Genomic DNA, 24,732 nt, shown 5'->3' with positions numbered 1-24,732 from the left:
TAGAACAGGAAACAACGCAAACCGGAACGAATGGGAGCAGGCGTGGAAGGAAGTTACCGGCGGGTTGTCCGCGCTGTTTTCACGCGACGTGACGGTGCTTTTGCGGCCCTGCTTCTGGCTTTCATCATTGTTGCTTGCCTGTCTGCCCCGCTTTATGCCGCGCTGAACGACGTCGAGCCGTTCTCGTCCGATATTGCGGGAACCACGATCCGTAATGGACAGCGCGTCGATCTGATGCAGCCGAATGACAATCCGCTGCATCTGGGCCTCAGCCCGATTGGGCCGGACTGGCGGCCGGGGCCTTATGTGCTGGGCGCGGATTCGCAAGGGCGGGATGTGGCGGCGCGTGTGCTTTATGGCGGCCGCAATTCGCTTCTGATTGCATCGTCCTCCGCACTGTTCTGTCTGTGTCTGGCGGCGTGTCTGGGGATTTGCGCGGGATATTTTGGCGGTTGGATTGACCTGATCCTGTCGCGTATTCTGGACATGCTCTGGGCGATCCCGGTCTATCTGTTTGCGATTTCACTGTCCGTCGTCACGGTCGGACATGGAATCCGGCTTGGGTTCATCACCATCGGCGCGGATAATCTGCTGATTCCGATTGGAATTATTGCGCTGGTTTATGTGCCCTATGCGGCCCGGCCTTTTCGGGCGCGGGCGCTGAGTCTGTCGCAGGCGGGTTTTGTGATGGCGGCTCGGGGGATGGGCGCGTCAGATTTTCGCATTCTGTGGCGGGAGATCCTGCCGGGACTGATGCCGACCATGGCCGTGCTCGCGCCTCTGGTGATGGCGTTGTGCATGCTCGCGGAATCCGCGCTGTCGTTCCTGTCGCTCGGTGTGCAGGCTCCGGCGGCATCGTGGGGAACGATCATTCAGGACGGCGAAGGGCTGCTCTATACGCGCCCTGCGGTGGCGATTGCTCCGGGCGTTGCGATCGTGTTGACTGTTCTGGCGCTGAATGTTCTGGGCAATGCACTGCGGGACCAGATTGATCCGAAAGGCGGGGCCTGATGATCCGGAGTTTTGCGTCCCGGACCGGGCAGATGCTGCTGGTCATTTTCGGGATTTCCGTTCTGGTGTTCGCGATTTTCTTTGCCACGCCGGGCGCGGATCCGACGGCGCGGATTGCCGGCCGCGGGGCCAGTCCGCAGGTCGTAGCGCGCATCCGGGCGGAGTATGGTTTCGACCGTCCGCTGCCGGCGCAGTATGCGACGATGATGCAGAAACTGTTCGTCAGTCGGGATCTGACGTCTTTCGTCAATCACGGTCAGCGCGTTGTGCCTGAAGTGTTGCAGGCGGCCCCGGTGACGCTTTCGCTTGTGCTGTGGGCCGCGTTTTTCTGGGTTAGCGGGTCACTGGTGTTCGGGATTGCTGCGGCTGTGCTGCGCGACAGCTGGGTGGACCGGCTCCTGATGGTTCTGGGGCTGATTGGTCTGTCTATGCCGGTGTTCTGGCTGGGCGAGGTCGTCAATCTCGTCACGCAGAGCCGTTGGCATGACACGTTTCTGTTCCGCTGGGTGCCGCCGCTCGGATATGTGCCGTTTTCGCAGAGCCCCTGGGGCTGGGCGAAGGCGCTGTTCCTGCCCTCTTTGACGCTGGCCGTATGTTTTATCGGTCTGTATGCGCGGGTCCTGCGCTCCGAACTGCTAACGGCGATGGGCGAGGATTCCATCCGTACAGCGCGCGCCAAGGGGGCGGGGCCGGTTCGGGTGTGGCTGTGGCATGGCCTGCGGTTGTCTTGGCTGAGTTATGTGTCGCTGTTCGGGCTGGATTTCGCGCAGCTTCTGGGGGGCGGCGCGCTTCTGACGGAAGTCGTGTTCGCCATGCCGGGCGTGGGGCGGCTGACCTATCAGGCTCTGGCGACGCTCGATCTGCCGCTTATCATGGCGACGGTCATGTATGCCGCTGTTTTCGTCGTCATCGCCAATGCATTGGTGGACGGGCTGTATGCCCTGCTGGACCCGCGGATCAGGGAGGGACGGCATGGACGCTGAAGTGCTTCTGAAGCTGCATCACCTGCATCTGGAACTGCCGAACGGAACAGCGCTGCTGGAAGACGTGTCTCTAAGCGTGCGGCGCGGGGATGCGCTGGGCGTGGTGGGGGAGTCCGGGTCGGGGAAGAGCCTGACGGCGATGAGTGTCATGGGGCTGCTGCCGGGTCTGAAAGCTTCGGGGGCCATCCGTTTCGAGGGCTGCGAACTTCTGGGGATGAAGGATCGGGAGTGGCGGCGTCTGCGCGGTGCGGGCATGGCCATGATCTTTCAGGACCCGATGACGGCGTTCCTGCCCGTTCGCTCCATTGGTGCGCAGATTGATGAACAGATTCGCCTGCACGAGCGCCTCAGCCGCCGTGAGGCGCGAGCGCGGACCGTGGCTCTGCTGGGGCGGATGGGGGTGCCTGATCCGGAAGCCGCGGCAAAGCGCTATCCGCACCAGCTTTCGGGCGGTCTGCGCCAACGCGCCATGATCGCAATGGCGCTGTCCTGTGGCCCCGCGCTTCTGATCGCGGATGAGCCGACCACGGCCCTTGATGTCACGGTGCAGGCACAGATCCTGACATTGCTGTGCGAAATCCGCGACAGCGGGGCCGGTGTGATGCTGATTACGCATGACATGGGCGTCGTGGCGCAGACCTGCACGCATGTGGCGGTCGTGTATTCCGGGCTTGTCGTGGAGCAAGGACCAGTCGCAGCGGTCATGGCGCGGCCGCTGCATCCTTATACGCAGGCGTTGCTGGAGGCGATCCCGCCGCTGGATGGACCGAGACCTGATGCGCTGCCCACCATTCCGGGGCGTCCGCCGGCTCCGGATGCGCGGCCTGAAGGGTGTGTTTTCGCGCCGCGCTGCCGCTTCGTGCGGCCGGACTGTGCCGTGCGTCCTGCTTTGCGTGAACCGGAAGAAGGGCGGCGCGTGGCCTGCGTGCTGTACGACGCATGACCATTCTTCTTGAAGCGAAAAACCTCAGCAAACACTACCGTCTGTCACACGGGGAGACCCTGCGGGCCGTGAGCGATGTGTCGCTGGCCGTGCATCGCGGGGAGGCTCTGGCGCTGGTCGGGGAGTCCGGCTGTGGCAAGTCCACGCTGGGCCGGACGCTGATCGGGCTGGGGGCGCCGAGTTCGGGCGAGGTGTTCTTTGAAGGCGAGCGGATTTCCGGCCTGTCGGACCGATCGTTGCGCCGCTGGCGACCCCGGATGCAGATGGTGTTTCAGGACTCGTCCTCGACGTTCAATCCGCGCCGGACCATCGGCGACACGCTGGCGGAACCGATGCGGATCCATGGACGGACCGGCATTGCGGAGAGGATCGGGACGCTTCTGGAGCAGGTTGGTCTGTCGTCGTCCGTTCTGTCCCGGTATCCGCATGAGTTCTCGGGCGGTCAGCGGCAGCGTCTGAACATTGCGCGTGCGTTGATGCTGGGGCCGGATCTTCTGGTCGCGGATGAACCGACTTCCGCGCTCGATGTGTCGGTGCAGGCGCAGATCGTGAACCTGCTGCGGGAATTGCGCAATTCGCTGGGTGTGGCGTGTGTGTTTATCTCCCATGATTTGGCGGTCGTGCGGCAGATGGCGGACCGGATTGCCGTCATGTATCTGGGGCGGATTGTGGAGGAAGGGGATGTGCTGGCTGTTCTGGAAGCCCCGGCCCACCCTTATACGCGGGCATTGCTGAACGCGGTGCCACGCCCGGACCGGCCGTTGCCTCCGCCGCTCAAAGGCGATGTTCCGAGCCCGATCCATCCGCCGCAGGGCTGTGCGTTTCATACGCGCTGTCCGTTGGCCCAGCCGCGCTGTTCGCAGGAGCGCCCGGAACTCCACAGGATCGCGGAAGGCCGGACAGTCGCCTGCCATTATCCCCTGCTCTAGAAAAGGCAACGCTTCGTTCCGATCTTGGATATAGACGGCAACGCCTGCGGTGCGGCACAGAAGGCTGCACGCCCCCTCGTATTTTTGCCCGAGATCCCGCCCGATGCGCCAGACTGTCCGTTTTTATCTGGGGGAAGACCTCTGCACGCTCAGGGATCTGTCCCCGACGCTCACCCTGCTGGACTGGCTGCGCGACCGTGGCCGGACCGGCACCAAGGAAGGCTGCAATGAAGGCGATTGCGGGGCCTGTACGGTGCTGGTCGTCCGGCTTGAAGACGGGCGGCTGAACTGGCGGGCGGTCAATGCCTGCATTCAGTTCGTCAGCATGCTGGACGGTGCACAGGTCTTTACGATCGAGGATCTGGGCACGCCGGATGAGCCGCATCCCGTGCAGACGGCCATGGTCGAGCAGCATGGCTCGCAGTGCGGGTTCTGTACGCCGGGTTTTGTCATGTCGATGGCGGCCTATCGAAAGACTGAAGGGGCCAAGGCGGACGATCAGGCCATTGATGACGCACTGGCCGGAAATCTATGCCGCTGCACCGGCTATGCGCCGATCGTGCGGGCCATGAAACAGGCGATGGCGGCGGGGCCGGACCGTTTCGATGCGCAGGTGGAGGTGATCGCCGGACGTCTGACGGCGTTGCAGGACGGCGAGAGCGTGCGGCTTGAATGGCCGGAGGGTACGCTCAGTATCCCGGCGTCCGCGGACGATCTGGCGGAGATCCTGCTGGCCGATCCGGAGGCGACGATTGTTGCGGGGGCCACGGATGTGGGGCTTTGGGTGACGAAGGGGATGCGTCGCCTGAAGCATGTCGTGCCCATCGGGCGCGTTCCCGAACTGCGCAGCCTGACCAGAACCCCTGAAGGACTGCGGATCGGGGCAGCGGTGACGTATCAGGACGCGCGCCCGGCCATTGCGGAACTGCTGCCGGATGCGGGGGAAATGATCCGGCGTCTGGGCTCTACGCAGGTGCGGAACAGTGCGACGGTGTGTGGGAATATCGCGAATGGCTCCCCGATCGGGGATGGACCGCCGATGTTCATTGCGGCCAATGCGACGCTGCATCTGCGGCGCGGGGCGGAGCGTCGGTCTATTGCGCTGGAAGACTATTTCATCGCTTACGGAAAGCAGGACCGGCAGCCCGGCGAGTTCGTGGAGGCCCTGATCATTCCTGAGCCTGCGCGGGGTGCGCAGTTCCGTGCCTACAAGATTTCCAAGCGCTTCGATCAGGACATTTCCGCCGTTCTGGGCGCTTTCATGATCGAGACGGACGATCAGGGCCGGATCACTGTGGTCAGGCTGGCCTATGGCGGCATGGCCGCGACCCCGAAGCGGGCATCGGGTGCGGAAGCTGCACTGATTGGGCGGGTCTGGGATCAGGACGCGCTGGAGGCGGCACGATCGGCGATTCTGGAAGATTTCGCCCCGCTGACCGATATGCGGGCGAGTGCCTGGTATCGGCAGACCGTGGCCGCCAACCTGCTGACGCGGTTTTTTGAAGAAACGACGGGCTGCGGTCAGGCGCGTCTTGCCCGGACGGGAGGGCTGGCGCATGTCTGATCTCGTTCCGGGGGCCGCTTCGACCAGCATGAAGCATGAAAGCGCGCTGCTGCATGTGACGGGGCAGGCGGCGTATATTGATGACCTGCCTGAACCACGCGGCACGCTGCATCTCGTGCCGGGGCTGAGCACGAAGGCTCATGCGCGGATCGTATCGATGGATCTGGGTGCCGTCCGCGCCGCGCCGGGCGTCGTTTGCGTGCTGACGGCGGATGATGTGCCGGGGGAGAACCAGATCAGTCCGGTTCACCGGGAAGACGAACCGCTTCTGGCGACGGATCATGTCCATTTCTGGGGGCAGACGATGTTCGCCGTGGTGGCGACCTCGCGTCAGGCGGCGCGTCAGGCCGTGCGTCTGGCGAAAATTGAATACGAAGAAAAGCCCGCGATCCTGAACATCGCGCAGGCGCGGGAGAATGGCAGCCCGATGGTCTGGCGCTCCCTGACCATGCAGCGGGGGGATGTGGAGCGTGGTCTGAAAGCCGCGCCGCGCCGTCTGTCGGGGCAGATCGAGATTGGCGGGCAGGAGCATGTCTATCTGGAAGGGCAGGCCGCGCTCGCCCAGCCTGGAGAGGCCGGGGAAATGCGGGTCTGGTCCTCCACGCAGCATCCGTCCGAGACGCAGCATCTGGTGGCGGCCGTGTTGGGGCGGCCGCATCATCTGGTCACGACGGAAGTGCGGCGCATGGGTGGTGCGTTCGGCGGTAAGGAGACGCAGGCCAATGCATGGGCCTGTCTGGCCGCCATCGCTGCCGACCGGACGGGGCAGGCCGTCAAGGCGCGTCTGGACCGTGATGATGACATGATGGCGACCGGGAAGCGGCATGACTTCCTGATCGACTATGACGTCGGCTTCACCGATGAGGGCGATATTCTGGCCGTGGACATGGTTCTGGCGGCGCGGTGCGGCTGGGCGGCGGATCTGTCTGGGCCGGTCACGGACCGAGCTCTGTTCCATGCCGACAATGCCTATTTCTATCCCGATGTGCGGCTGAAATCCGAACCCTTGCGGACCAACACCCAGTCCAACACAGCTTATCGCGGTTTTGGCGGGCCGCAGGGGATTGTCGCGGCGGAGCGCGTGATCGAGGAAGTTGCGTTTGCGACCGGGCTTGATCCCGTGGCGGTCCGATTGCGGAATGTTTACGGGACCGGGACGCGTAATCTTACGCCGTATCATATGACAGTCGAGGACTCGATTACGGCCGAGATCCTGACAAAGCTGGTCGCGCGCTGTGATTATCAGGCGCGCAAGGCCGAAATCCGGGCGTTCAACCGCACCAGCCGCATCATCCGTCGCGGCATTGCGCTGACGCCGGTGAAGTTCGGCATTTCCTTTACCGCCACGCATTACAATCAGGCCGGCGCGCTGGTGCATGTCTATACGGACGGCTCGGTTCAGGTGAACCACGGCGGGACGGAAATGGGGCAGGGGCTGCACACCAAGATGGTGCAGATCGTCCTGCGCGAATTCGGCCTGACGGCGGATCGCGTCCGCATCACGGCGACGACGACCGGGAAGGTTCCGAATACGTCCGCCACGGCGGCGTCTTCGGGGGCGGATTTGAACGGCATGGCGGTGCTGGATGCGGTGCGCAAGATCAAGAATAGGATGATCGTCTTTGCCGCTGAGAAGTGGGACATGGCGGCCGAAGACATCCATTTCGGGCCCGATGGCGTGCATGTCGGCGCGGAGGTCATGACCTTTCAGCAGCTTGCCTGGCAGGCCTATTTCGCGCGGGTGTCGCTGTCTTCGAACGGGTTTTACAAGACGCCGAAGATTTCCTGGAATCCTGAGACCGGGCGCGGGCGGCCGTTTTTCTATTTCGCCTATGGCGCGGCCTGTGCGGAAGTGTCGGTCGATCTGCTGACGGGCGAGCACAGCATTGACCGCGTGGATATCCTGCATGATGCCGGGCAGTCCCTGAATCCGGACATTGATATCGGGCAGATCGAGGGCGGGTTCGTGCAGGGGGCTGGCTGGCTCACGACGGAGGAACTGGTCTGGGACGGAGGCGGGCGTCTGCGGACCCATGCGCCCAGCACCTATAAGATCCCGGCCTGTTCCGACCGGCCGCGGATTTTCAATGTGGAATTGCTGGAGAACGCGCCCAACCGGGAGGAGACTATTTTCCGTTCCAAGGCCGTTGGAGAGCCGCCCTTTGTGCATGGGGTTGCGGTTTTACAGGCTATTTCAGACGCGATCGCCAGTCTGGACGACTACCGGATCTGTCCGAAACTCGATGCACCGGCCACGCCTGAGCGGGTTCTGAAAACCCTGATGGCATTGCAGGATCGGGCTGGCTGACATGCTGGCGGATGTTCTGCGCTGGCGGCGGGACGGGCAGGAGATTGTGCGCCTGACCGTCATTCGTGCCCTGGGCTCGACGCCACGTGAAGAGGGGGCATTCATGCTCCTGACCCGAACCGAACAGACCGGCACGATCGGCGGCGGGCGTCTGGAATGGGATTGCATGGCGGAAGGGCGTGCACTTCTCGCTTCGGGCGGGGCACCGGTCGAGCGCCATATTCCGCTGGGTCCGGCCATTAACCAGTGCTGCGGCGGCGCTGTGACGATCCGCATCGCGCGCGTGGAGGATGCCGGGGCTCTTGAGGCGGAAATCTGCGCGGAGCGGGAGAAACTGCCGCAACTGCTGCTGTTTGGTGCGGGGCATGTCGGACGGGCGTTGGCGCGCGCGCTGGCGCTTCTGCCGCTGCGGCTGGTTTGGGTGGATGCGCGTGAAGAAGAGTTCGGCATCGTGCCATCCGGGGTGGAGGTGCATGTCACGGACCGCTGGGAAGGGCTGCTGCAAGCAGCACCTGCCGGATCGGGCGTGCTGGTTCTGACCCAGAGCCATACGCTGGATGCGCTCATCACGGGGGCCGCGCTGGAGCGGGGCGACCTGCGCTATGTCGGCATGATCGGGTCGCGCACCAAGCGCAAACGGTTCGAGAGTGCGTTCCGCCAGGTCGACATTCCGCAGGAGCAGATCGACCGTCTGGTCTGTCCGATCGGGGATTTCGGGGTGCGGGACAAGCGCCCGGAGGTGATCGCTACATTCGTGACGGCTGAAGTCGCTGCCCGTATGCTGTGCGGGGCAGATTCGCCTCAGGTTTCGGAGAGTGTCATTTCAGATACCAATAATGTTACATCTCCGTCGATCCTGTCGTGAGGCTTTACGGAACAAGGGCGGAGTTTCCTCACTTTTCAGGTATCACTAAAAGTTGATGTAACGGTGGGTGCATCGTGGGCGGTCCTTCTGCTTATCCTCCCCGCATGAGCATGCAGAACCGGACGCAGCGGACTTCCGAAGTCCCGTTTTTCTCTCCAGCCGCCCCGGCAGGGCAGAGGTGGAAATCCCGGATTTCCCGTTTCTGTCAGGCAGGATTTGCACTGGGTGCATTGAGCCTGACTCTTCAGGCCGCTCAGGCGGCCCCGACGGCCAGTACGGCGCTTTCACCAGCGCTTCAGCCGGCAAACCTTCCAGCTGCAGATGCCGCTTTTGTGGACGATCTGGAAAAGCGCACGTTCAACTGGTTCTGGGAAACCGCCAATCCGAAGAACGGCCTGGTGCCGGACCGCGCACCACTGCCCAATGGGGCTGCCAGCATTGCCAGCGTCGGTTTCGGGCTGACGGCTTACGGCATTGGTGTGGAGCGTAACTACATCACGCGTCAGCAGGCCGTGGACCGGACGCTGACAACGCTGCGCTTTCTGGCCAGCCTGCCGCAGAACGATCATGTTGCGGGCGCTGCGGGTTACAAGGGGTTCTTCTATCATTTCCTTGACCCCAATACCGGTCTGCGGGTTGCAGACTGGTCCGAACTCTCCAGTATCGACACCGCGCTGCTGATGGGGGGCGTGCTGTTCTCGCAGTCCTATTTCGATCGCGACACGCCGCAGGAGAAGGAAATCCGCGACATTGCGGATCATCTGTATCGCCGGATCGACTGGACGTGGATGAAGGCGCATGGCCCCTGGCTCAGCATGGGCTGGATGCCGCCGCGCACGTTCCTGCCCAGCGACTGGAAGGGCTATAACGAAGGCCTCATCATTTATCTTCAGGCACTGGGTTCGCCGACGCACCCGCTTCCGGCCGAGACCTGGAAGGCCTGGACTGCGACCTATGAAGGGCAGTGGGGCGATTTTCAGGGGCACAAGATGCTGAATTTCGCGCCGATGTTCGGCCATCAGTACAGTGAATCCTGGATCGACTTCCGGGGCGTTCAGGATGCCTGGGACCGCGCGCATAACGTCGATTATTTCCAGAACGGCCGTGAAGCGGCCTATGCCCAGCGCGCCTATGCGCAGGCCAATCCGGGCGACTGGAAAGATTATGGCCCCAATATCTGGGGCCTGACGGCCTGTGACGGTCCGGGGGATGCGCAGCAGATCTATGACGGCAAGAAGCGCCATTATCTGGCCTACAGCGCGCGTGGCGCGGGGCGGGATTACATTCTGGATGATGGCACGATCGCACCGACGGCCGTGGGTGGGTCCATCGCCTTTGCTCCGGAAATCGCCCTGCCGGCGCTCAAGGAAATGCGCGCCCGTTACGGAGACCGGATCTACAACAAATATGGCTTCCTCGACGCGTTCAATCCGTCCTTTGCCGATCAGAAATCCTACTGGGTGGATGGGCAGCAGCTCGGGATTGATCAGGGGCCGATTCTGCTGATGCTGGAGAACTGGCGTAGCGGGCTGGTCTGGAACACCATGAAGAAAAATCCCTATCTGCGGGCCGGTCTGGAACGTGCAGGATTTGAAGGCGGGTGGATGCATACCAAGACGGCATCTTCCAAACCGGTCGGAGCTTCTCTCTGAGCCTTTGACGGATCCGGAGTTGCATCTGGTGCGTTTCTCCCCGATCACTGACGATACAGTCTCTTTGTGAAAGGAGCGCACCATGCGTCTCATTCTTGCCCTGCTTCTGCCCTGGCTTCAGTTCTTCACCATCGGCCGTCCGTTTGCCGGTCTGGTGTGCCTGCTGCTGCAGGTAACGATTATTGGCTGGATTCCGGCTGCCATCTGGTCGGTCTATGCGCTGAGCCAGTACAAGACCGATCGCAAGATCGCCTCATCCCGGGGCTAAGGCTTCGGATGTAAAAAAGGCCCCCGTTCCAGCCGGAACGGGGGCCTTTTTTATGTCGTGAGTACGGAGTTCAGCGGCCGATATCGCGCAGCTTGATACCCTGGTTGAGACGGATCTCGATGGATTCAAGGGAGACGCCCTTGGTCTCGGGGACGAAGAACAGCACCATGAAAATGAACAGTGCATTCAGCCCCGCATAGAGCCAGAAGGTGTTGGCCGAGCCCAGCGAGCTCAGCAGCCCCAGGAAGGTCGCGCCGACGACCATGTTCGTAATCCAGTTCGTGACTGTTGAGCAGGTGATGCCGAAGTCGCGTCCCTGAAGCGGCATCACTTCCGAGCACAGCACCCAGACAAGCGGTCCAGCCGAGAAGGCGAAACCTGCGATGAAGCACAGCAGGACCGCAACGGCGAGATAATGCGACAGGTCCGAGCTGCCGAGGCCGCCTGACATGATGGCGGCAAGCATGGCCAGTCCTGTGGCCATGATGGCGAACCCTGTGATCAGCATCTGGCGACGGCCCCAGCTGTCTGCGAAGGCGATCGCGATGAAAGTCGCAAGCCAGTTGACCACGCCGACGATTGCCGTACCCCACATCTGCCCGCTGGAGCCGAAGCCGACTTCCTGGAAAATGCGCGGGGCGTAGTACATCACGACGTTGATGCCCGTGAGCTGCTGTGCGATCTGAAGGCAGATGCCCAGCATGACGGCGCGGCGGAAATTCGGGTTCTCGAGGAACATGGCCAGACCGCGCTGGCGGTCATGGATCTGTCCCTGGATGTCGCGGATTTCCTGATGGGCGTGTTCGGGGTCGTGGCGCAGCTCTTTCATGATGGACAGGGCTTCTTCATGACGGCCCCGCAGCATCAGCCAGCGCGGGCTGTCGGGCAGGAAGAACGAGCCGATCAGGAAGAATATGCCCGGAATGGCCATGATCCCGAGCATCCAGCGCCATGAGCCACTGTAGGACAGGATGGCATTGGACACGAAGGCCAGAAGGATGCCGAACGTGATCATGAGCTGGTACATCGAGACGAGGCTTCCGCGGCGGCTCTCGTCCGAGACTTCGGAGATGTAGAGCGGTGCCACGAAGCTTCCGATGCCGATGGCCAGTCCAAGCATCGCGCGTCCGATGATCAGTTCGGAGACGCAGGAGGCCAGCGCACAGACCAGACCGCCTGCTACGAACAGGAACGCGCTGAAGATCAGCGCGCGGCGGCGTCCGAATGCGTAGGACATGCGTCCCGCGCCCAACGCACCCAGAGCCGCGCCGAACATCATGGAAGACACGATCCAGGACTGTTCGAAATCGGATGCGTGGAATTCGTCGCGGATGAAGCCGAGTGCACCGGAAATGACGCCTACGTCCAGCCCGAACATCAGGCCGGCGATCGCGGCCAGAATGACGGCGAACATCATGCGGCCGACCATCGGCGGTCTGGTGGCGGTGGCGGAAGAAGTGAGCACTGTGTCGCTCATGACGGGGAAACTCCGGCGACCCGCAGGGCAGGCCTGTCAGGAAAAAGCAGAAAAAAACCGGATCAGGCCAGCCTGTACCGGGAGGTGAGGGAGAGGGCTATTCTGTGACAGGCACTATGATTCGCCATCTTTAGCCCTAAACTATAACATGGAATTGGGAAAATATTCAAAATCATATGTGATAATTTTCCGGATTTTCTCTGCTGGTGCAGTTGCGCCACAGTTTTCTCCCGTCCCGTGTTTTTCGGCAAGCCCCGCGCTGCAGCATCGGACCGGCTGTTCTGCCTCCTGCCCGATGCCCGAGATGAGGCGTGACAGGATACGGGAAATGGCGGATCTGTTATGGCGTGATACAGTTCCGGCAGGAGACGTGTCCGGACGGGCAGGGCTGAGGGAGAGGGCTGATGGATCTCGTGCAGGAGACGGACAGGGAAACGGAAGCACAGATGCTGCATCCTTCTCCCTCCGGCGGTCGTGCCTCCATTCTGTGCGTTCATCTTCTGGCTCTTGCCGCGGCGGAAGGTGGGGGGGAGGCTGCCCTTCTGGTTCGGGACACGCAGGGTGTGCGCGTGCTGGGTGGGGGAGGGAGTGCGATTGCCGCCGAGGGCGCGGCCTGTCTTATGGATGGTCAGTCCCTTGGTGTGTGTACGGTATGTCTGCTGTCCGTGCGGTCCGGTGCCGTGGAGGTCTGGCTGTGTGTACGGCAGAATGCTCCGGCGCTGGAGCATGTCCGGGCCTTGTGTGCGTTGCAGGTGGACGACCTGCTGCGCGAACATGCGGCTCCTCCGACACCAGAGGAACACGCTACCCTTGAACATGCGACTGTGGAGCGGATGCAGCTCCGGATGCAGCGTGTGGCGGATACGGCGGATGTCGCGTTCTATCGCTGCGATTTTGCGATGCGAATGGTGACGGGAGATGCCCGGTTCGCCGGGCTGTGGGGGTTGGCGCCCGAGCGGCTGGCGGTGGGTGTGCCCATCGACGAACTGCTGGAGTTTCTGCATCCGGATGACCGGTTCATCTATGATGACAGCATTGAGGACGAACTGCGGGACGAGGGGGGGTACGAGCTTCGTTTCCGGATTCTGGTGCCCTCACGCTTTTCGTACCAGTCTGCGCATCCGTCTGCGGCGGAGCACGCCCCGCAGGACACCCCCATGCTCCGGCATGTGCTGCTGCGTGGCTGGCGGGAAGACGAGAGCCGCCCTGACGGGCGCCGGAGTGTCGGGCTCGCGATGGATGTCTCTTCCGCGTCGCTGACGGCAGAAGCCCTGAGATCCAGCGAATCCTTTACACGGCTGCTGCTGTCGAGCCTGCCGGACTGCATCCATATTCTCGACTGTGACGGCTGTATCCGCTTCGTCAACGAAGGGGGCGTCCGCTCCATGGAAATGGACAGCCCGATCATCATGCACGGCTTGCCCTGGGTGGATCTGTGGCGCGGGCAGCCGCGACGGCGGGCGGCTCTGGCGGTGCAGAGCGCCCTTGAAGGCGAGACGGCGCGGTTTCAGGGTTATGCCATGACCATGAAAGGCGCGCGCCGTTTCTGGGACGTGGTGGTCACGCCCGTGCTCGGTGAGGACGGGGATGTGCAGCGCCTGCTGGCGATCGGGCGCGACCTGACGGATGCCAACCAGTCTGCCGAGCGGCTCCAGCTTGCGCTCGATGCGGGCGCGATTGCCGGGACATGGATGTGGGACGACAGTACGTCGCGGATGATGGGCGATGCCAGGCTGGCTCTGACGCTGGGACTGGACCCGGCCTGTCTGCGTGAAGGCGTCATGCCCAACATCATTTACGACGCCGTGGACTCGCGGGACAGGTTCGCGGTGGTGCAGGCTGTCACGGCGGCGACGCGGCGCGGCGGAAAATGCCGTTTCGAGTTCCGGGCGGAGACGCCGGAAGGGCAGCGCTGGTTCGAGGGGAACGGGCGCTGCGATCTGGGGGATGAGGGGCGTGTGGCCCGCTTTCCCGGGATTGTTTTCGATATCGACCGGAGCAAGCGGCAGGCTTTGCGGCAGGCTGCGCTTGTCGAACTCGGGGACCAGCTCCGCGCCCTCGACGATACCAGTATGATGGAAGAAGTCGCGGCCCGGATCATCTGCCGGGAGCTGAATGCCAGCGGCGCGGGTTACGGGATGGTCAATGACGACGGAACCGGTATGACCGTCGGCGGCATTGCCGAAGCGGGACGCCCGCTTGTGGGTGTACGGATGTTTGCCGATTACGGGGAATTCCGGTCACCTCTGGGGCGGGGTGAGCCGGTTGCCATTACCGATGTCCATACGGATACCCTGACGGCGGGGTCCGGGGCGCGGTATACGGCCGAGGGGATCGTGGCGTTTCTTGCCATTCCGATTTTCAAGTTCGGGCGCTTTGTGGGGTTGATGTTCGTCTGTCATGACGTGCCGCATGTCTGGACGGATGAGGAAATCGTCTTCACGCGTGCGGTGGCGGACCGCACCCATGCGTCCATGCGTCAGGCCCGGACCCAGCAGCAGATCCGGGACCTCAATGTCATGCTTGAAGAGCGGATCCTGCAACGGACCCGCGAGCGCGACCGGCTGTGGAATATTGCAAAGGACCTGTTCGTCATCATCGACCGCCACGGCTATTACGTCGCGGTCAGCCCGAGCTGGGAAGAAATGCAGGGCTACAGGATGGACGAACTGGCCGGGCTACGGCTGGATGCGCTGTGTCATCCTGATGACAAGCGGACCGTCCGGGACACGTTCGCACGCCTTATGGAGGGCACGCCCTGGCCGGCAGCGGGGCTGGATGTGCGGATGCGGCGGCATGACGGGACCTGGCGGACCTATAACTGGAGCTGCAACGACGAAGGTGATGCGATCTATGCAATCGGACGCGATCTGACCAGACGCAACGAACTTGAGGAACAGCTCCGTCAGGCCCAGAAGATGGAGGCGGTCGGCCAGCTGACGGGCGGTCTGGCGCATGATTTCAACAATCTGCTGGCCGGGATTGGCGGAGGGCTGGAACTTCTGGGGCTGCGGATCGCGCAGGGGCGGACGGAGGGTCTGGGGCGGTACATCACGGCCTCGCAGGAGGCGGTCCGTCGGGCGGCTTCGCTGACGCACCGTCTGCTGGCCTTCTCGCGGCGACAGACCCTCGATCCGAGCCCCACGGACATGAACGTGCTGGTGCGGGGGCTCGAGAGCCTGCTGCGCGGGACGGTCGGACCAGGCATAGACCTTGTTCTGGATCTCCAGCCGGATCTGTGGCGGACGCGGGTGGACGCCAATCAGCTCGAAAACGCGATCCTCAATCTGTGCATCAATGCCCGTGACGCCATGCATGATCAGGGGAGCACGCTGCTGCTGAAGAGTGCCAACTGGATTCTGGGGGATGCGGGTTCCGTTGAAACGGCGATCCCGCCGGGCGATTATGTGGTCCTGACGGTGCAGGACGAAGGCTGTGGCATGCCCCCCGAAATTGTGCAGCGGGCCTTTGATCCGTTTTTCACGACCAAGCCGCAGGGCGCGGGAACCGGGCTGGGACTGAGCATGATTTACGGCTTTACCCAGCAGTCGGGTGGGAAGGTGGAAATCCGTTCTGCTCCGGGACACGGGACCGCCGTATCGCTCTGGCTGCCGCGCTATGAAGGACGGGAGACCCTGCGCCCCGAGCCGCCTCCGTTGCCGTCGGCGCCGCAGCCCCGTCTTCTGGAGGGGCTTCGCGTTCTCGTTGTGGATGACGAGGAGGCAGTGCGGATGATCGTGACGGATATGGTGGCGGATCTGGGGGGCATCGTTCAGGGCGCCTGCGACGGCCCGTCAGCGAAGGCACTCGTGGCGGAGGGCGCGCCGCCTTCGCTTCTCATCAGCGATATCGGGATGCCCGGCGGCATGAACGGGCGCGAACTGGGCGAGCAGATGCTGACGCGCTGGCCATCGCTCAAAGTGCTGTTCATCACAGGGTATGCCGAGCAGAACATTCTGGGAAATCAGGCTCTTGCACCCGGATGTGCGCTTCTGGTCAAGCCCTTCACGGTCGAGACATTCAACCGCAAGCTGGCCCTTCTGCTCAACGGAGACTGAACCGTCCGTCCGGAGCCTGCGTTGAAAAGCCAGCACCCCACGCGCTGATGATTTTTTCTTCAAGTCCTGCAAGGAGGCAGACATGTCGTCACAGGTTCCATCCGCCGACGCCCAGACGGTTATTTCCTTTCATGATGGCAACACCATGCCGCAGATCGGTCTGGGCGTCTGGCAGACGCCTCCGGACGAGACCGCTGATATTGTTCGGGAAGCTGTAAAACTCGGGTATCGCTCCGTTGATACGGCGCGGCTTTACAAGAATGAAGCCGGGGTCGGCGAAGGTCTGGAAGACCATCCGGAAATCTTCCTCACGACCAAGGTGTGGAATGATGAGCAGGGTTACGACAATACGCTGCGTGCCTATGAGGAGAGCGCGCGTCTGCTGCGTCGTCCGGTGCTGGACCTGTATCTGATCCACTGGCCGATGCCGGATCAGGGGCAGTATGTCGAGACGTGGAAAGCCCTGGTCGAGCTGAAAAAATCCGGCCGCGTGAAGTCCATTGGTGTATCCAATTTCGAACCGGAGCATCTGGAGCGGATCATGGATGCGACGGGTGAGGTGCCGGTCGTCAACCAGATCGAATTGCATCCCGATTTCCAGCAGCGCGCCCTGCGGGAATTCCACGAAAAGCATAACATCCGCACCGAGGCCTGGCGTCCGCTGGGCAAGGGACGTGTGCTGAGCGATGAGCGGATCGGGAAGATCGCTGAAAAGCACGACCGCACTCCGGCTCAGGTCGTGATCCGCTGGCATCTTCAGAACGGACTGATCGTGATTCCCAAGTCCGTCAATCCAAAGCGTCTGGCGGAAAATCTGGATGTGTTTGGCTTCGTGCTGGATGCGGACGACATGCAGGCCATCGGGGGGATGGATCGTGCGGATGGCCGGATGGGGGCAGACCCGAAAACGGCCAAATTCTGAGAAATATTCCTCTTTAGCAACATTAAGTAAAAAACCGGGCCTGTGCTATGGGCTGCCTCATGCAACCGGAAGGTGGATGGCATGAGGCAGCGTTTCGGCCTGGGTGTGAGAGTGGTTTTTGCGGTTCTACTGGGGAGCACGCAGGCGCGTGCTGCGGCCACCCAGGACAAGGCGTGGACGGATCAGTGGTTTTCGGATGTGTCCTTCGGCGCGCAGATCGAAGGCGGCGTCATGGGCAGTTCGAGCCATCCCGCCAGCAATCTCAATTTCGGCCAGCTTCTCTCGCCTTATGCCGATCAGGCGACGCTGAACCAGCTGACTTTCACATTCACCAAACCTGTTGATCCGATCGGGGACGGGTACGGGCTGGGGATGAACCTGCGGATGCTCTATGGCTCTGACGCGCGAAGTTACACGATCGCAGGCGTGTCTGACCGCTGGATCAATGGCCGTTATCAGGCCATGCCGGTCTTTGCCAATGTCGCGCTGCACATGCCCTGGTTTACGAGCCGGGGACTGGACGGGCAGATCGGTATTCTGACGTCGCCCATGGGCGTGGAGACGCTCGATCCCTCGACGCGGGCGTTCTATACGCTGGCTTATACGACCGAATATTCCACGCCCTTCGAGCATGTGGGGGGCATGTTCCAGCTTCATCTGGACGAGCATTTTGATCTTCAGTTCGGCGCGGATACCGGCAACCAGACCTCCTTCGGGCGGGGGGATAACAATGACCGGCCTGCCGGGTATCTCGGCGTGACGGGCAATGATCTGGCGGACGGGCATCTGTCCTTCACCTATCTGCTGCGGGTTGGGCCGGAAGACGCCGTGCGCGCTCTGGGACCGAGGGCCAACGGGGCCATGCGGTACTGGAACGATCTGAACGGGACGTGGACATTCTCGAAAAAATGGAGCGCCACCGTCGAGGTGAACCAGCTTCATGACGAAGGGCTGCGCGCCGATACATGGAGCGCGGTTGTCTGGGGTGGGTGGCACATCCATCCGAACCTGACCGTTAATGCGCGGGCCGAGCTGTATCGGGACAATACGGGCAGTTTCGTGGCCAGCTTTGCGCAGAACGAAGGCTATGCACAGGCTCTGCTTGGTAATCCGACACGCTCTGTGTCGGCTCCCGCCACGACCTATGGCGCGCTGACGCTCAACACTGTCTGGCGGCCGGACGTGGGGCATCACGTCAAGCTGCTCCAGTTCCGGCCGGAACTGCGATTCGACCGTTCCCTCAACGGCACGCGTCCGTTCGATGACCAGCATCATATGGGCCGCATCCTGTTCGGGGCGGATATGACGCTCGGGTTCTGAGAAGTCATGCGTCCGGGCAGGGGGAGGTGCGCTGGCGATCGGATTATGGCAAGGAGTCTGCATGACGACTCCGAACGACACCGATTTCCGCAAGGCCATGTCCCATTTCGCCACGGGTGTGGCTGTGGTGACGGCCAAAGGCAGCGAAGGCGAGCAGGGCGCGACCATCAGCGCTTTGACCTCCGTGTCCCTTGATCCGCTTCTGCTGCTGATCTGTCTCAACCGTGCCAGCGCAACCTATCGCGCGATTGCGGAAGCAGGGGCGTTCGGCCTCAGCATTCTGGGCAATGACCACAAGGACGTGGCGATGCTGTTCGCCAGCCGGACGGGAGACAAGTTCGGCTCCGACGTAATCGAGCGTTCGGCGGATGGCACGGCGTTTGTCCGGGATTCGCTGGTGAAGATGCACTGCGAACTGGTCGAAACGTTCCAGGGTGGCACGCATGCGCTTTTCATGGCGCGTCCTGTCTCGCTTGAGCTCGACGAAAACCGTGCGCCTTTGCTGTATTTCCAGGGACAGCTCGGTATCACGCTCTGAAGCCTGCGCAATTCTGACGAGACCGGACAGGCTCTCCACCCTTTGTGTCTGGGGCGGGGAGCCTGATGTGTTTTGGGCAGTTTCTGATCCGGCAAAGCGTTTTTCTGGCGAAAGGAAAGGCATTCCTTCAGAAATTTGTTGCGAATGATTCTTATTTCTAATATTGGCCTCTGTAACACAAACAGACATCTCCGTAACCAAGAGGCCCTCGATGACCGGTTCGCTGCGTGCGCACATCACTTCGCTATCAGTTGCGGGAACGCTGCTGATGTCTTCACAGGGCTATGCGGCGGATCCCGTCAAAAAGGATGAAAAACCGGACCCCAAAGCGCCTTCTGCGGCAAAATCCCTGAACACGACGCAGAGCCTTGAAGGTGCCGATGCGGAATATCTGACGGTGCAGGGACATGGCTTCAACACCATGCATGACTCCACCGGCCTGTCGCGGATGCCGCAGGACGTGATGCATACGCCGCAGAACATCAACGTAGTGCCACAGGCCCTGATGCAGCAGCAGAATGTGAAATCCCTCGATGAGGCCCTGCGGAATGTTCCGGGTGTGACGACGTCCATCGGCGAGGGCGCGGGCGGCATGAACGGCGATCAGTTCCTGATCCGCGGTTTTCAGGCCCAGAATGACATCTACGAAGATGGTCTGCGGGATTTCGGCGTCTATTCGCGCGATGCGTTCAATTTCGAGACCGTTTCGGTCATCAAGGGGCCGTCGTCTGAAGTGTTCGGCAACGGCACGACGGGCGGCGCCATCAACATGGTCACCAAGACGCCCGGTTTGAAAAACCATTACAACGCTGAGTTTTCCGGGGGGTCTGGCAGCTATTATCGCGGGACGCTGGACGTCAATCAGAAGATCAATGACTCAACGGCCTTCCGCGTTACGGGCATGGGCGACGAGCACAATATCGTCGGGCGGGACAACCTCTATTCCCATCGCTGGGGCATCGCCCCGTCACTGGCTTTCGGCATCGGCAAGAGAACGACGCTGGTTCTGCAATACATGCACCAGCAGGAAAATTCGGTTCCGGATTTCGGTGTGCCTGTTGTGACGAAGCCGGGTGCGAAATACGGTCAGCCCATCACGGAATATGGCATCCGCCGCACCAACTGGTACGGGACGGACAATGACCAGAACGCAACGAACGCCAACATGGAAACGGCCCGTTTCAGCTTCAAACTGAACAAACACATCACCTTCTATGACGATCTGCGGGGCGGGGAATATTACCGGACTTTCGCGGCCTCCAAGGCGACCTGCGATACGACCTGCGTGAACAACTATTTCAATGGTGATCCGTCGAAGGCGCTTGTGGCGCGCTCGGGGCCGGTGGGTGCCGGCGCTGGAACGGGGGCGGGAACCTACATGGCGCCGCTGCCGTATCAGCAGACGAGCTGGTCGGTGCAGAACGTCGGCTCGATGGTTGCAGATTTCCATACGGGGTTCCTGCGGCATCAGGTCGTCGCAGGCTTTGATATCGAGCGCGTCAATGACGTCCGGTCGCAGTCGACCTATCTGAAGCCCAAGCCTTATGCCAGCCTGGTCAATCCGAATTCGCATGTCGGAAATCTGGATCTGGTGCCGGGGGACATGAACCCGGCCGGTCTCGTCTCGCTGGGTTCTCTGGGCGCAAAGTCGCACAGCAACGGCTACGGTTTCGATACGGGTCTTTTCCTGTTCGACCAGATCTGGTTCACGAACTGGCTGTCTCTCAAGGGCGGGTTCCGCTGGGATCGCTGGCAGACGAGCTACACCATGACGGGCGGAAATGTCGCAAAGAACCCGGACCAGCATTTCCATGATGTGACCGGGGTGTTCAATCCCAATGCCAGCCTGGTGCTGACGCCGGATTCACATCAGACCTATTATTTCACGTGGGCCAATTCCACCACGCCGATGGGCATGTATGTGACCAACGGCTCCGTGCCCATCCGTCCCGGCACCAACTCGTTCGCCAGCCCGGAAAAGGCGCAGCTTTATGAACTCGGCGCCAAGTACAGCATCCTGCACGACCGGCTGGGAGTTACGGCATCACTGTTCCGGCTGGACAAGGGCAATGCTCTGAATGCTGATCCGGTGACGGGAGAAGTCACGGGATCGTCCGACCGGCAGCGCAACCAGGGGCTCGAATTGTCGGTGGGTGGCGTGATCCTGCCGGGCTGGAACGTGTCCGCCACCTATGCCCTGTATGACAGCAGCACCACCTATTCCGCCACGAAAGCCAACCGCGGAAAGAACGTGCAGTATGTGCCGCATAACCAGGCGACGCTGTGGTCGGCCTATAATGCTTTCGCTGGCAAGCCTTACAACGTGACGTTCGGCGGTGGGCTGACCTGGCGCGAGCATGTGTGGCTGGACTCGGCCAATACGCTTCGGGCCCCGGCAAATCTGGATTTCAGCGCCATGATTTCACACCGCTTCAACCAGCACTGGAAGGTGTCGATGAACGGCTACAATCTGGCGAACCGCCTGAACTACCAGAGCCTGTTCTCCAACCGTGCGACACCGTCCGCCGGGCGTATGTTCCTTGGCGAGATCAGCGCGTCTTACTGATCGTTTTCTGATTGCTGTTCCGGTCTGCTCCAGTCCTCCACGGCCATGTGAATGGCCGGGGCCAGCGGGAACAGGCGTGAGGCCGCCGAACCGATATGCCCGTGGCGGAGCAGGCTGTTTCCGTCGAGCTTTGCACCAAAAGGCTCGAAACGCTCCGTCTGCGTCTCGGGGAGGCGGATGCTGATCCAGCGGCGCTCCCCGTCTGCCATGATGCAGGTTCCATCCTGAAATCTGGGTCCGTCAGGGGCAGCGAGCCGCTCGGCCAGATGCAGTGCCGTGCAGGTGTCCCAGCCCGTCCCGATCATCAGAACCTGCGCGTTCACGTCCGCCATGGCGGCGAGCGGGGAGTGCGAGCCGAACGGATCGTCCATCGGCTGATGAGCAAGAATATCCCCGGCCAGCGGCCCCAGAGCCGTGAACGAAACCTGTGGATGGGCGCTGCGCTGCACGCCGGGCCATGTCCGGAAAATTTCGGCGGTCTGCCCCATGCCGCGCGTCGGCGTCAGATGCGGATCATAGGGCGGCATGGTGGCGCGGATCGTCTCCCACCAGCTTTCCGGGACGGGGGGATCGCACCAGCCTGACGGGTCGCTCAGTTCCGAGGACTGCGCGGGCATGACGATCGTACCGTCTGGTCCCACGGCCTGAAGCAGGCTGTCGATTACGGTGCGTGCCCCGCCACTGACCCAGCCGATCCGGCTCAGGGACGTATGGACCAGAAGCGTCATCCCCGGCAGGACGCCGAGGCGTTGCAGATCCACCACCAGCCGCGCCTGCGTGAGCGGACCGCTGGAGCGGGCGATGGCGGCGGCTTCGGTCATGGTTCAGCCGCGACCGCGATAGCCGGGCACGTCCTGCGTGGGAATCCACACGCCCTTCGGCGGCTCGCCCGTCTGCCAGAACACGTCGATCGGGATGCCGCCGCGCGGGTACCAGTACGCCCCGATCCGCAGCCATTGCGGGTTGAGCAGTGCCACCAGACGCTCGGCAATGGCGATGGAGCAGTCCTCATGGAACGCGCCGTGATTGCGGAAGCTGGTCAGGAAGAGCTTGAGGGACTTGCTTTCGACGATCCATTCGCCGGGGATGTAGTCGATGACGATATGCGCGAAGTCCGGCTGTCCGGTCACGGGGCAGAGAGAGGTGAATTCGGGGGCCGTGAAGCGCACGACATACTGCCGTCCCTGATGCGGAGAGGGGACGCGTTCGAGAACGGCCTCTTCGGGACTCTGCGGCGTTGTGGTCGCGCGGCCGAGCTGGCTGAGCGCGTCGGTTCCGGGGGCGGAGGGGCCGGTCGGGTGGTGGTCGGTCTGGTGGTCGGACATGGGGCTGAACTCCTTGAAGGGGCCGTGTTTTGTGAGATGTGGCCCAGCTCTCCTGTGGGCTCAAGACATCTTCAGGACGAAAAGACAGTGACAGAGTTTGCATATTGGCGGGATTCGGTGCAGAAGACGGCGCAAATCCTCTCTTCGATGCCTCCCGTCTGGAAGACCACATGGAACTCCGTAATATCGCCATCATCGCGCACGTCGATCATGGCAAAACCACGCTGGTTGACGCGCTTCTCAAACAGTCCGGCTCTTTCCGCGACAATCAGCATGTTGCTGATCGTGCGATGGACAGCAACGACCTCGAACGCGAGCGTGGCATCACCATTCTCGCCAAGTGCACGTCAGTTGTGTGGAAAGAAACCCGCATCAACATCATTGATACGCCGGGCCATGCCGATTTCGGCGGCGAGGTCGAGCGTATCCTGAGCATGGTGGATGGCGCGATCATCCTCGTCGATGCTGCTGAAGGCGCGCTGCCGCAGACCAAGTTCGTTCTTGGCAAGGCGCTGGCCCGTGGCATCCGCCCGATCGTCGTCGTCAACAAGATCGACCGTTCCGACGCGCGTCCGGACGAAGTGCACGAAGAGATCTTCGATCTGTTCGCCTCCCTCGGCGCCGACGAGCACCAGCTCGACTTCCCGATGCTCTACGCTTCGGGCCGTCAGGGCTGGGCCGATCTGGAGCTGGACGGACCGAAGAAGGACCTCGCTCCGCTGTTCGATCTGGTGCTGCGCCACGTGCCGACGCCGAACGTGGACAAGGACGCGCCGTTCGGAATGGTCTCCACCATTCTTGAGAGCGACAACTTCCTGGGCCGCATCCTGACGGGTCGTATCGACCAGGGTCGTGCGAAGGTGAACATGCCGGTGCGCGTGCTGCGTCCGGATGGCACGATCGTCGAAACCGGTCGTCTGACGAAGCTGCTGTCGTTCCGTGGCCTCGACCGCGTGCCTGTGGAAGAAGCCGAAGCCGGTGACATCGTGGCCGTGGCCGGTCTGTCCGAAGCGACGATTCCCGACACAATTGCCGATCCGTCCATCAACGAGCCGCTGCCGTCGCGTCCGGTTGATCCGCCGACCCTGTCCATGACTTTCCGCATCAATGATGGCCCGCTGGGCGGTCGTGAAGGCAAGAAGGTGACGTCGCGCCAGATCCGTGACCGTCTCTTCAAGGAAACCGAAGGCAACGTGGCCATCAAGGTGACGGAAAGCCCGGAAAGCGAAGCATTCGAAGTCGCCGGTCGTGGCGAACTTCAGCTTGGCGTTCTGATCGAGACGATGCGTCGTGAAGGCTTCGAGCTGACGATCGGCCGTCCGCGCGTTCTGTTCCGTGAAAACGAAGAGACCGGCGAGCGCGAAGAGCCGTTCGAAGAAGTTCTGGTGGACGTGGACGAGCCGTATTCGGGCGTTGTCGTCGAGAAAATGTCGCTCCGTAAGGGCGTCATGCAGGACATGCGTCCGTCCGGTGGCGGAAAGGTGCGTCTGACGTTCCTGATCCCGTCGCGCGGCCTGATCGGCTATCACGGCGAGTTCCTGACCGACACGCGCGGCACGGGCCTCATGAACCGTCTGTTCCACGGCTATCTGCCGTATGTGGGCACGATTGAAGGCCGCCGTAACGGCTCGCTGATTTCGGCTGAAGACGGTACGACGACGCAGTACGCGCTGTTCTCCCTTCAGGATCGTGGCACGATGTTCGTCGATGCCGGCGAGAAGATCTACATGGGCATGATCCTTGGTGAGCACTCCCGTGAGAACGACCTCGACATCAACGCGGTCCGCGAAAAGAAGCTGACCAACATGCGTGCCTCCGGCAAGGACGAAGCCCTGCTTCTGACGCCGCCGCGCCGCATGAGCCTTGAGCAGGCCATCGCCTACATCGAAGACGATGAGCTGGTTGAAGTGACGCCGTCTGCCATCCGGATCCGCAAGCTGCATCTGGACCCGCATGATCGCAAGCGCGCCACCAAGTCCCGCGCAAGCTGAACCGTCCGTTTC

At 62.1% G+C, this 24,732-nt stretch carries 18 protein-coding genes; 15 read left to right on the top strand and 3 right to left on the bottom strand.

From position 1 onward, the window contains the following. Positions 1-30 precede the first annotated feature (30 nt). The 9 genes from GAL01_RS07175 (at position 31) to GAL01_RS07135 (ending at position 10,523) form a co-directional block, all read left to right on the top strand. Entirely contained in the window at positions 31-1,011 is a 981-nt protein-coding gene (locus GAL01_RS07175; protein ID WP_062029911.1) for an ABC transporter permease, read from the top strand. After that, on the top strand, positions 1,011-1,994 hold the full coding sequence (locus GAL01_RS07170) for an ABC transporter permease (protein ID WP_062029909.1): 984 nt from the start codon (positions 1,011-1,013) through the stop codon (positions 1,992-1,994). The genes GAL01_RS07175 and GAL01_RS07170 overlap by 1 nt, the downstream gene beginning before the upstream one ends. Then, the gene (locus GAL01_RS07165) at positions 1,984-2,937 is read left to right on the top strand and encodes an ABC transporter ATP-binding protein (protein WP_062029907.1); all 954 of its coding nucleotides are present in this window, start codon (positions 1,984-1,986) and stop codon (positions 2,935-2,937) included. Before GAL01_RS07170 ends, GAL01_RS07165 begins: the two co-directional genes overlap by 11 nt. Beyond that, positions 2,934-3,866 (top strand): ABC transporter ATP-binding protein, encoded by a 933-nt coding sequence (locus GAL01_RS07160; RefSeq protein WP_062029905.1) that lies wholly within the window; start codon positions 2,934-2,936, stop codon positions 3,864-3,866. Before GAL01_RS07165 ends, GAL01_RS07160 begins: the two co-directional genes overlap by 4 nt. 103 nt (positions 3,867-3,969) lie before the next feature. Next, positions 3,970-5,430: a xanthine dehydrogenase small subunit gene (gene xdhA / locus GAL01_RS07155; protein ID WP_062029903.1), complete on the top strand. Its 1,461-nt coding sequence runs from the start codon at positions 3,970-3,972 to the stop codon at positions 5,428-5,430. Continuing rightward, positions 5,423-7,738, top strand: a complete 2,316-nt coding sequence (gene xdhB, locus GAL01_RS07150; protein WP_062029901.1) for a xanthine dehydrogenase molybdopterin binding subunit — start codon at positions 5,423-5,425, stop codon at positions 7,736-7,738. The genes xdhA and xdhB overlap by 8 nt, the downstream gene beginning before the upstream one ends. Before the next feature lies 1 nt (position 7,739). After that, positions 7,740-8,603 (top strand): xanthine dehydrogenase accessory protein XdhC, encoded by an 864-nt coding sequence (xdhC, locus tag GAL01_RS07145; RefSeq protein WP_062029899.1) that lies wholly within the window; start codon positions 7,740-7,742, stop codon positions 8,601-8,603. 104 nt (positions 8,604-8,707) lie between these two features. Continuing rightward, positions 8,708-10,255 carry a glucoamylase family protein gene (locus GAL01_RS07140; RefSeq protein ID WP_099253183.1) on the top strand — a complete coding sequence of 516 codons (1,548 nt, stop codon included), beginning with the start codon at positions 8,708-8,710 and terminating at the stop codon, positions 10,253-10,255. 82 nt (positions 10,256-10,337) lie between these two features. Further along, positions 10,338-10,523, top strand: coding sequence for a YqaE/Pmp3 family membrane protein (locus GAL01_RS07135; RefSeq protein WP_062029897.1), 186 nt, complete (start codon positions 10,338-10,340; stop codon positions 10,521-10,523). 70 nt (positions 10,524-10,593) lie between these two features. On the opposite strand, the gene GAL01_RS07130 is transcribed toward GAL01_RS07135, so the two are convergent. Then, positions 10,594-12,000: a sugar porter family MFS transporter gene (locus GAL01_RS07130; RefSeq protein ID WP_062029895.1), complete on the bottom strand. Its 1,407-nt coding sequence runs from the start codon at positions 11,998-12,000 to the stop codon at positions 10,594-10,596. A 404-nt stretch (positions 12,001-12,404) separates the two neighbouring features. Here GAL01_RS07130 and GAL01_RS07125 point away from each other — a divergent pair, with 404 nt between their 5' ends. The 5 genes from GAL01_RS07125 to GAL01_RS07105 all read left to right on the top strand — a co-directional run bounded on the left by GAL01_RS07125 (position 12,405) and on the right by GAL01_RS07105 (position 21,404). Next, positions 12,405-16,058, top strand: a complete 3,654-nt coding sequence (locus GAL01_RS07125) for a PAS domain-containing protein (protein ID WP_062029893.1) — start codon at positions 12,405-12,407, stop codon at positions 16,056-16,058. A gap of 82 nt (positions 16,059-16,140) precedes the next feature. After that, positions 16,141-16,980 carry an aldo/keto reductase gene (locus GAL01_RS07120; RefSeq protein ID WP_062029890.1) on the top strand — a complete coding sequence of 280 codons (840 nt, stop codon included), beginning with the start codon at positions 16,141-16,143 and terminating at the stop codon, positions 16,978-16,980. 81 nt (positions 16,981-17,061) lie between these two features. Then, on the top strand, positions 17,062-18,300 hold the full coding sequence (locus tag GAL01_RS07115) for an outer membrane beta-barrel protein (RefSeq protein WP_062029888.1): 1,239 nt from the start codon (positions 17,062-17,064) through the stop codon (positions 18,298-18,300). A gap of 61 nt (positions 18,301-18,361) precedes the next feature. Then, positions 18,362-18,838 carry a flavin reductase family protein gene (locus GAL01_RS07110; RefSeq protein ID WP_062029886.1) on the top strand — a complete coding sequence of 159 codons (477 nt, stop codon included), beginning with the start codon at positions 18,362-18,364 and terminating at the stop codon, positions 18,836-18,838. Positions 18,839-19,049: 211 nt separating this feature from the next. Further along, positions 19,050-21,404 carry a TonB-dependent receptor gene (locus tag GAL01_RS07105; protein WP_231865319.1) on the top strand — a complete coding sequence of 785 codons (2,355 nt, stop codon included), beginning with the start codon at positions 19,050-19,052 and terminating at the stop codon, positions 21,402-21,404. Here GAL01_RS07105 and GAL01_RS07100 read toward each other — a convergent pair. Both GAL01_RS07100 and queF read right to left on the bottom strand, forming a co-directional pair. Then, positions 21,398-22,225 carry an aminoglycoside N(3)-acetyltransferase gene (locus GAL01_RS07100; RefSeq protein WP_062029884.1) on the bottom strand — a complete coding sequence of 276 codons (828 nt, stop codon included), beginning with the start codon at positions 22,223-22,225 and terminating at the stop codon, positions 21,398-21,400. The genes GAL01_RS07105 and GAL01_RS07100 overlap by 7 nt on opposite strands. Before the next feature lie 3 nt (positions 22,226-22,228). Beyond that, positions 22,229-22,729, bottom strand: coding sequence for a preQ(1) synthase (gene queF / locus GAL01_RS07095; RefSeq protein ID WP_062029882.1), 501 nt, complete (start codon positions 22,727-22,729; stop codon positions 22,229-22,231). 170 nt (positions 22,730-22,899) lie between these two features. Between queF and typA the strand changes: the two genes are divergently transcribed. Further along, a complete protein-coding gene (gene typA, locus GAL01_RS07090; protein ID WP_062029933.1) occupies positions 22,900-24,720 on the top strand; it encodes a translational GTPase TypA in 1,821 nt (606 codons plus the stop codon). Positions 24,721-24,732 lie beyond the last annotated feature (12 nt).

Origin of the sequence: Gluconobacter albidus, from assembly GCF_002723915.1 — a bacterium.
In the GTDB taxonomy this organism is placed as follows: domain Bacteria; phylum Pseudomonadota; class Alphaproteobacteria; order Acetobacterales; family Acetobacteraceae; genus Gluconobacter; species Gluconobacter albidus.
This window is presented reverse-complemented; position numbering and strand designations above follow the sequence as displayed.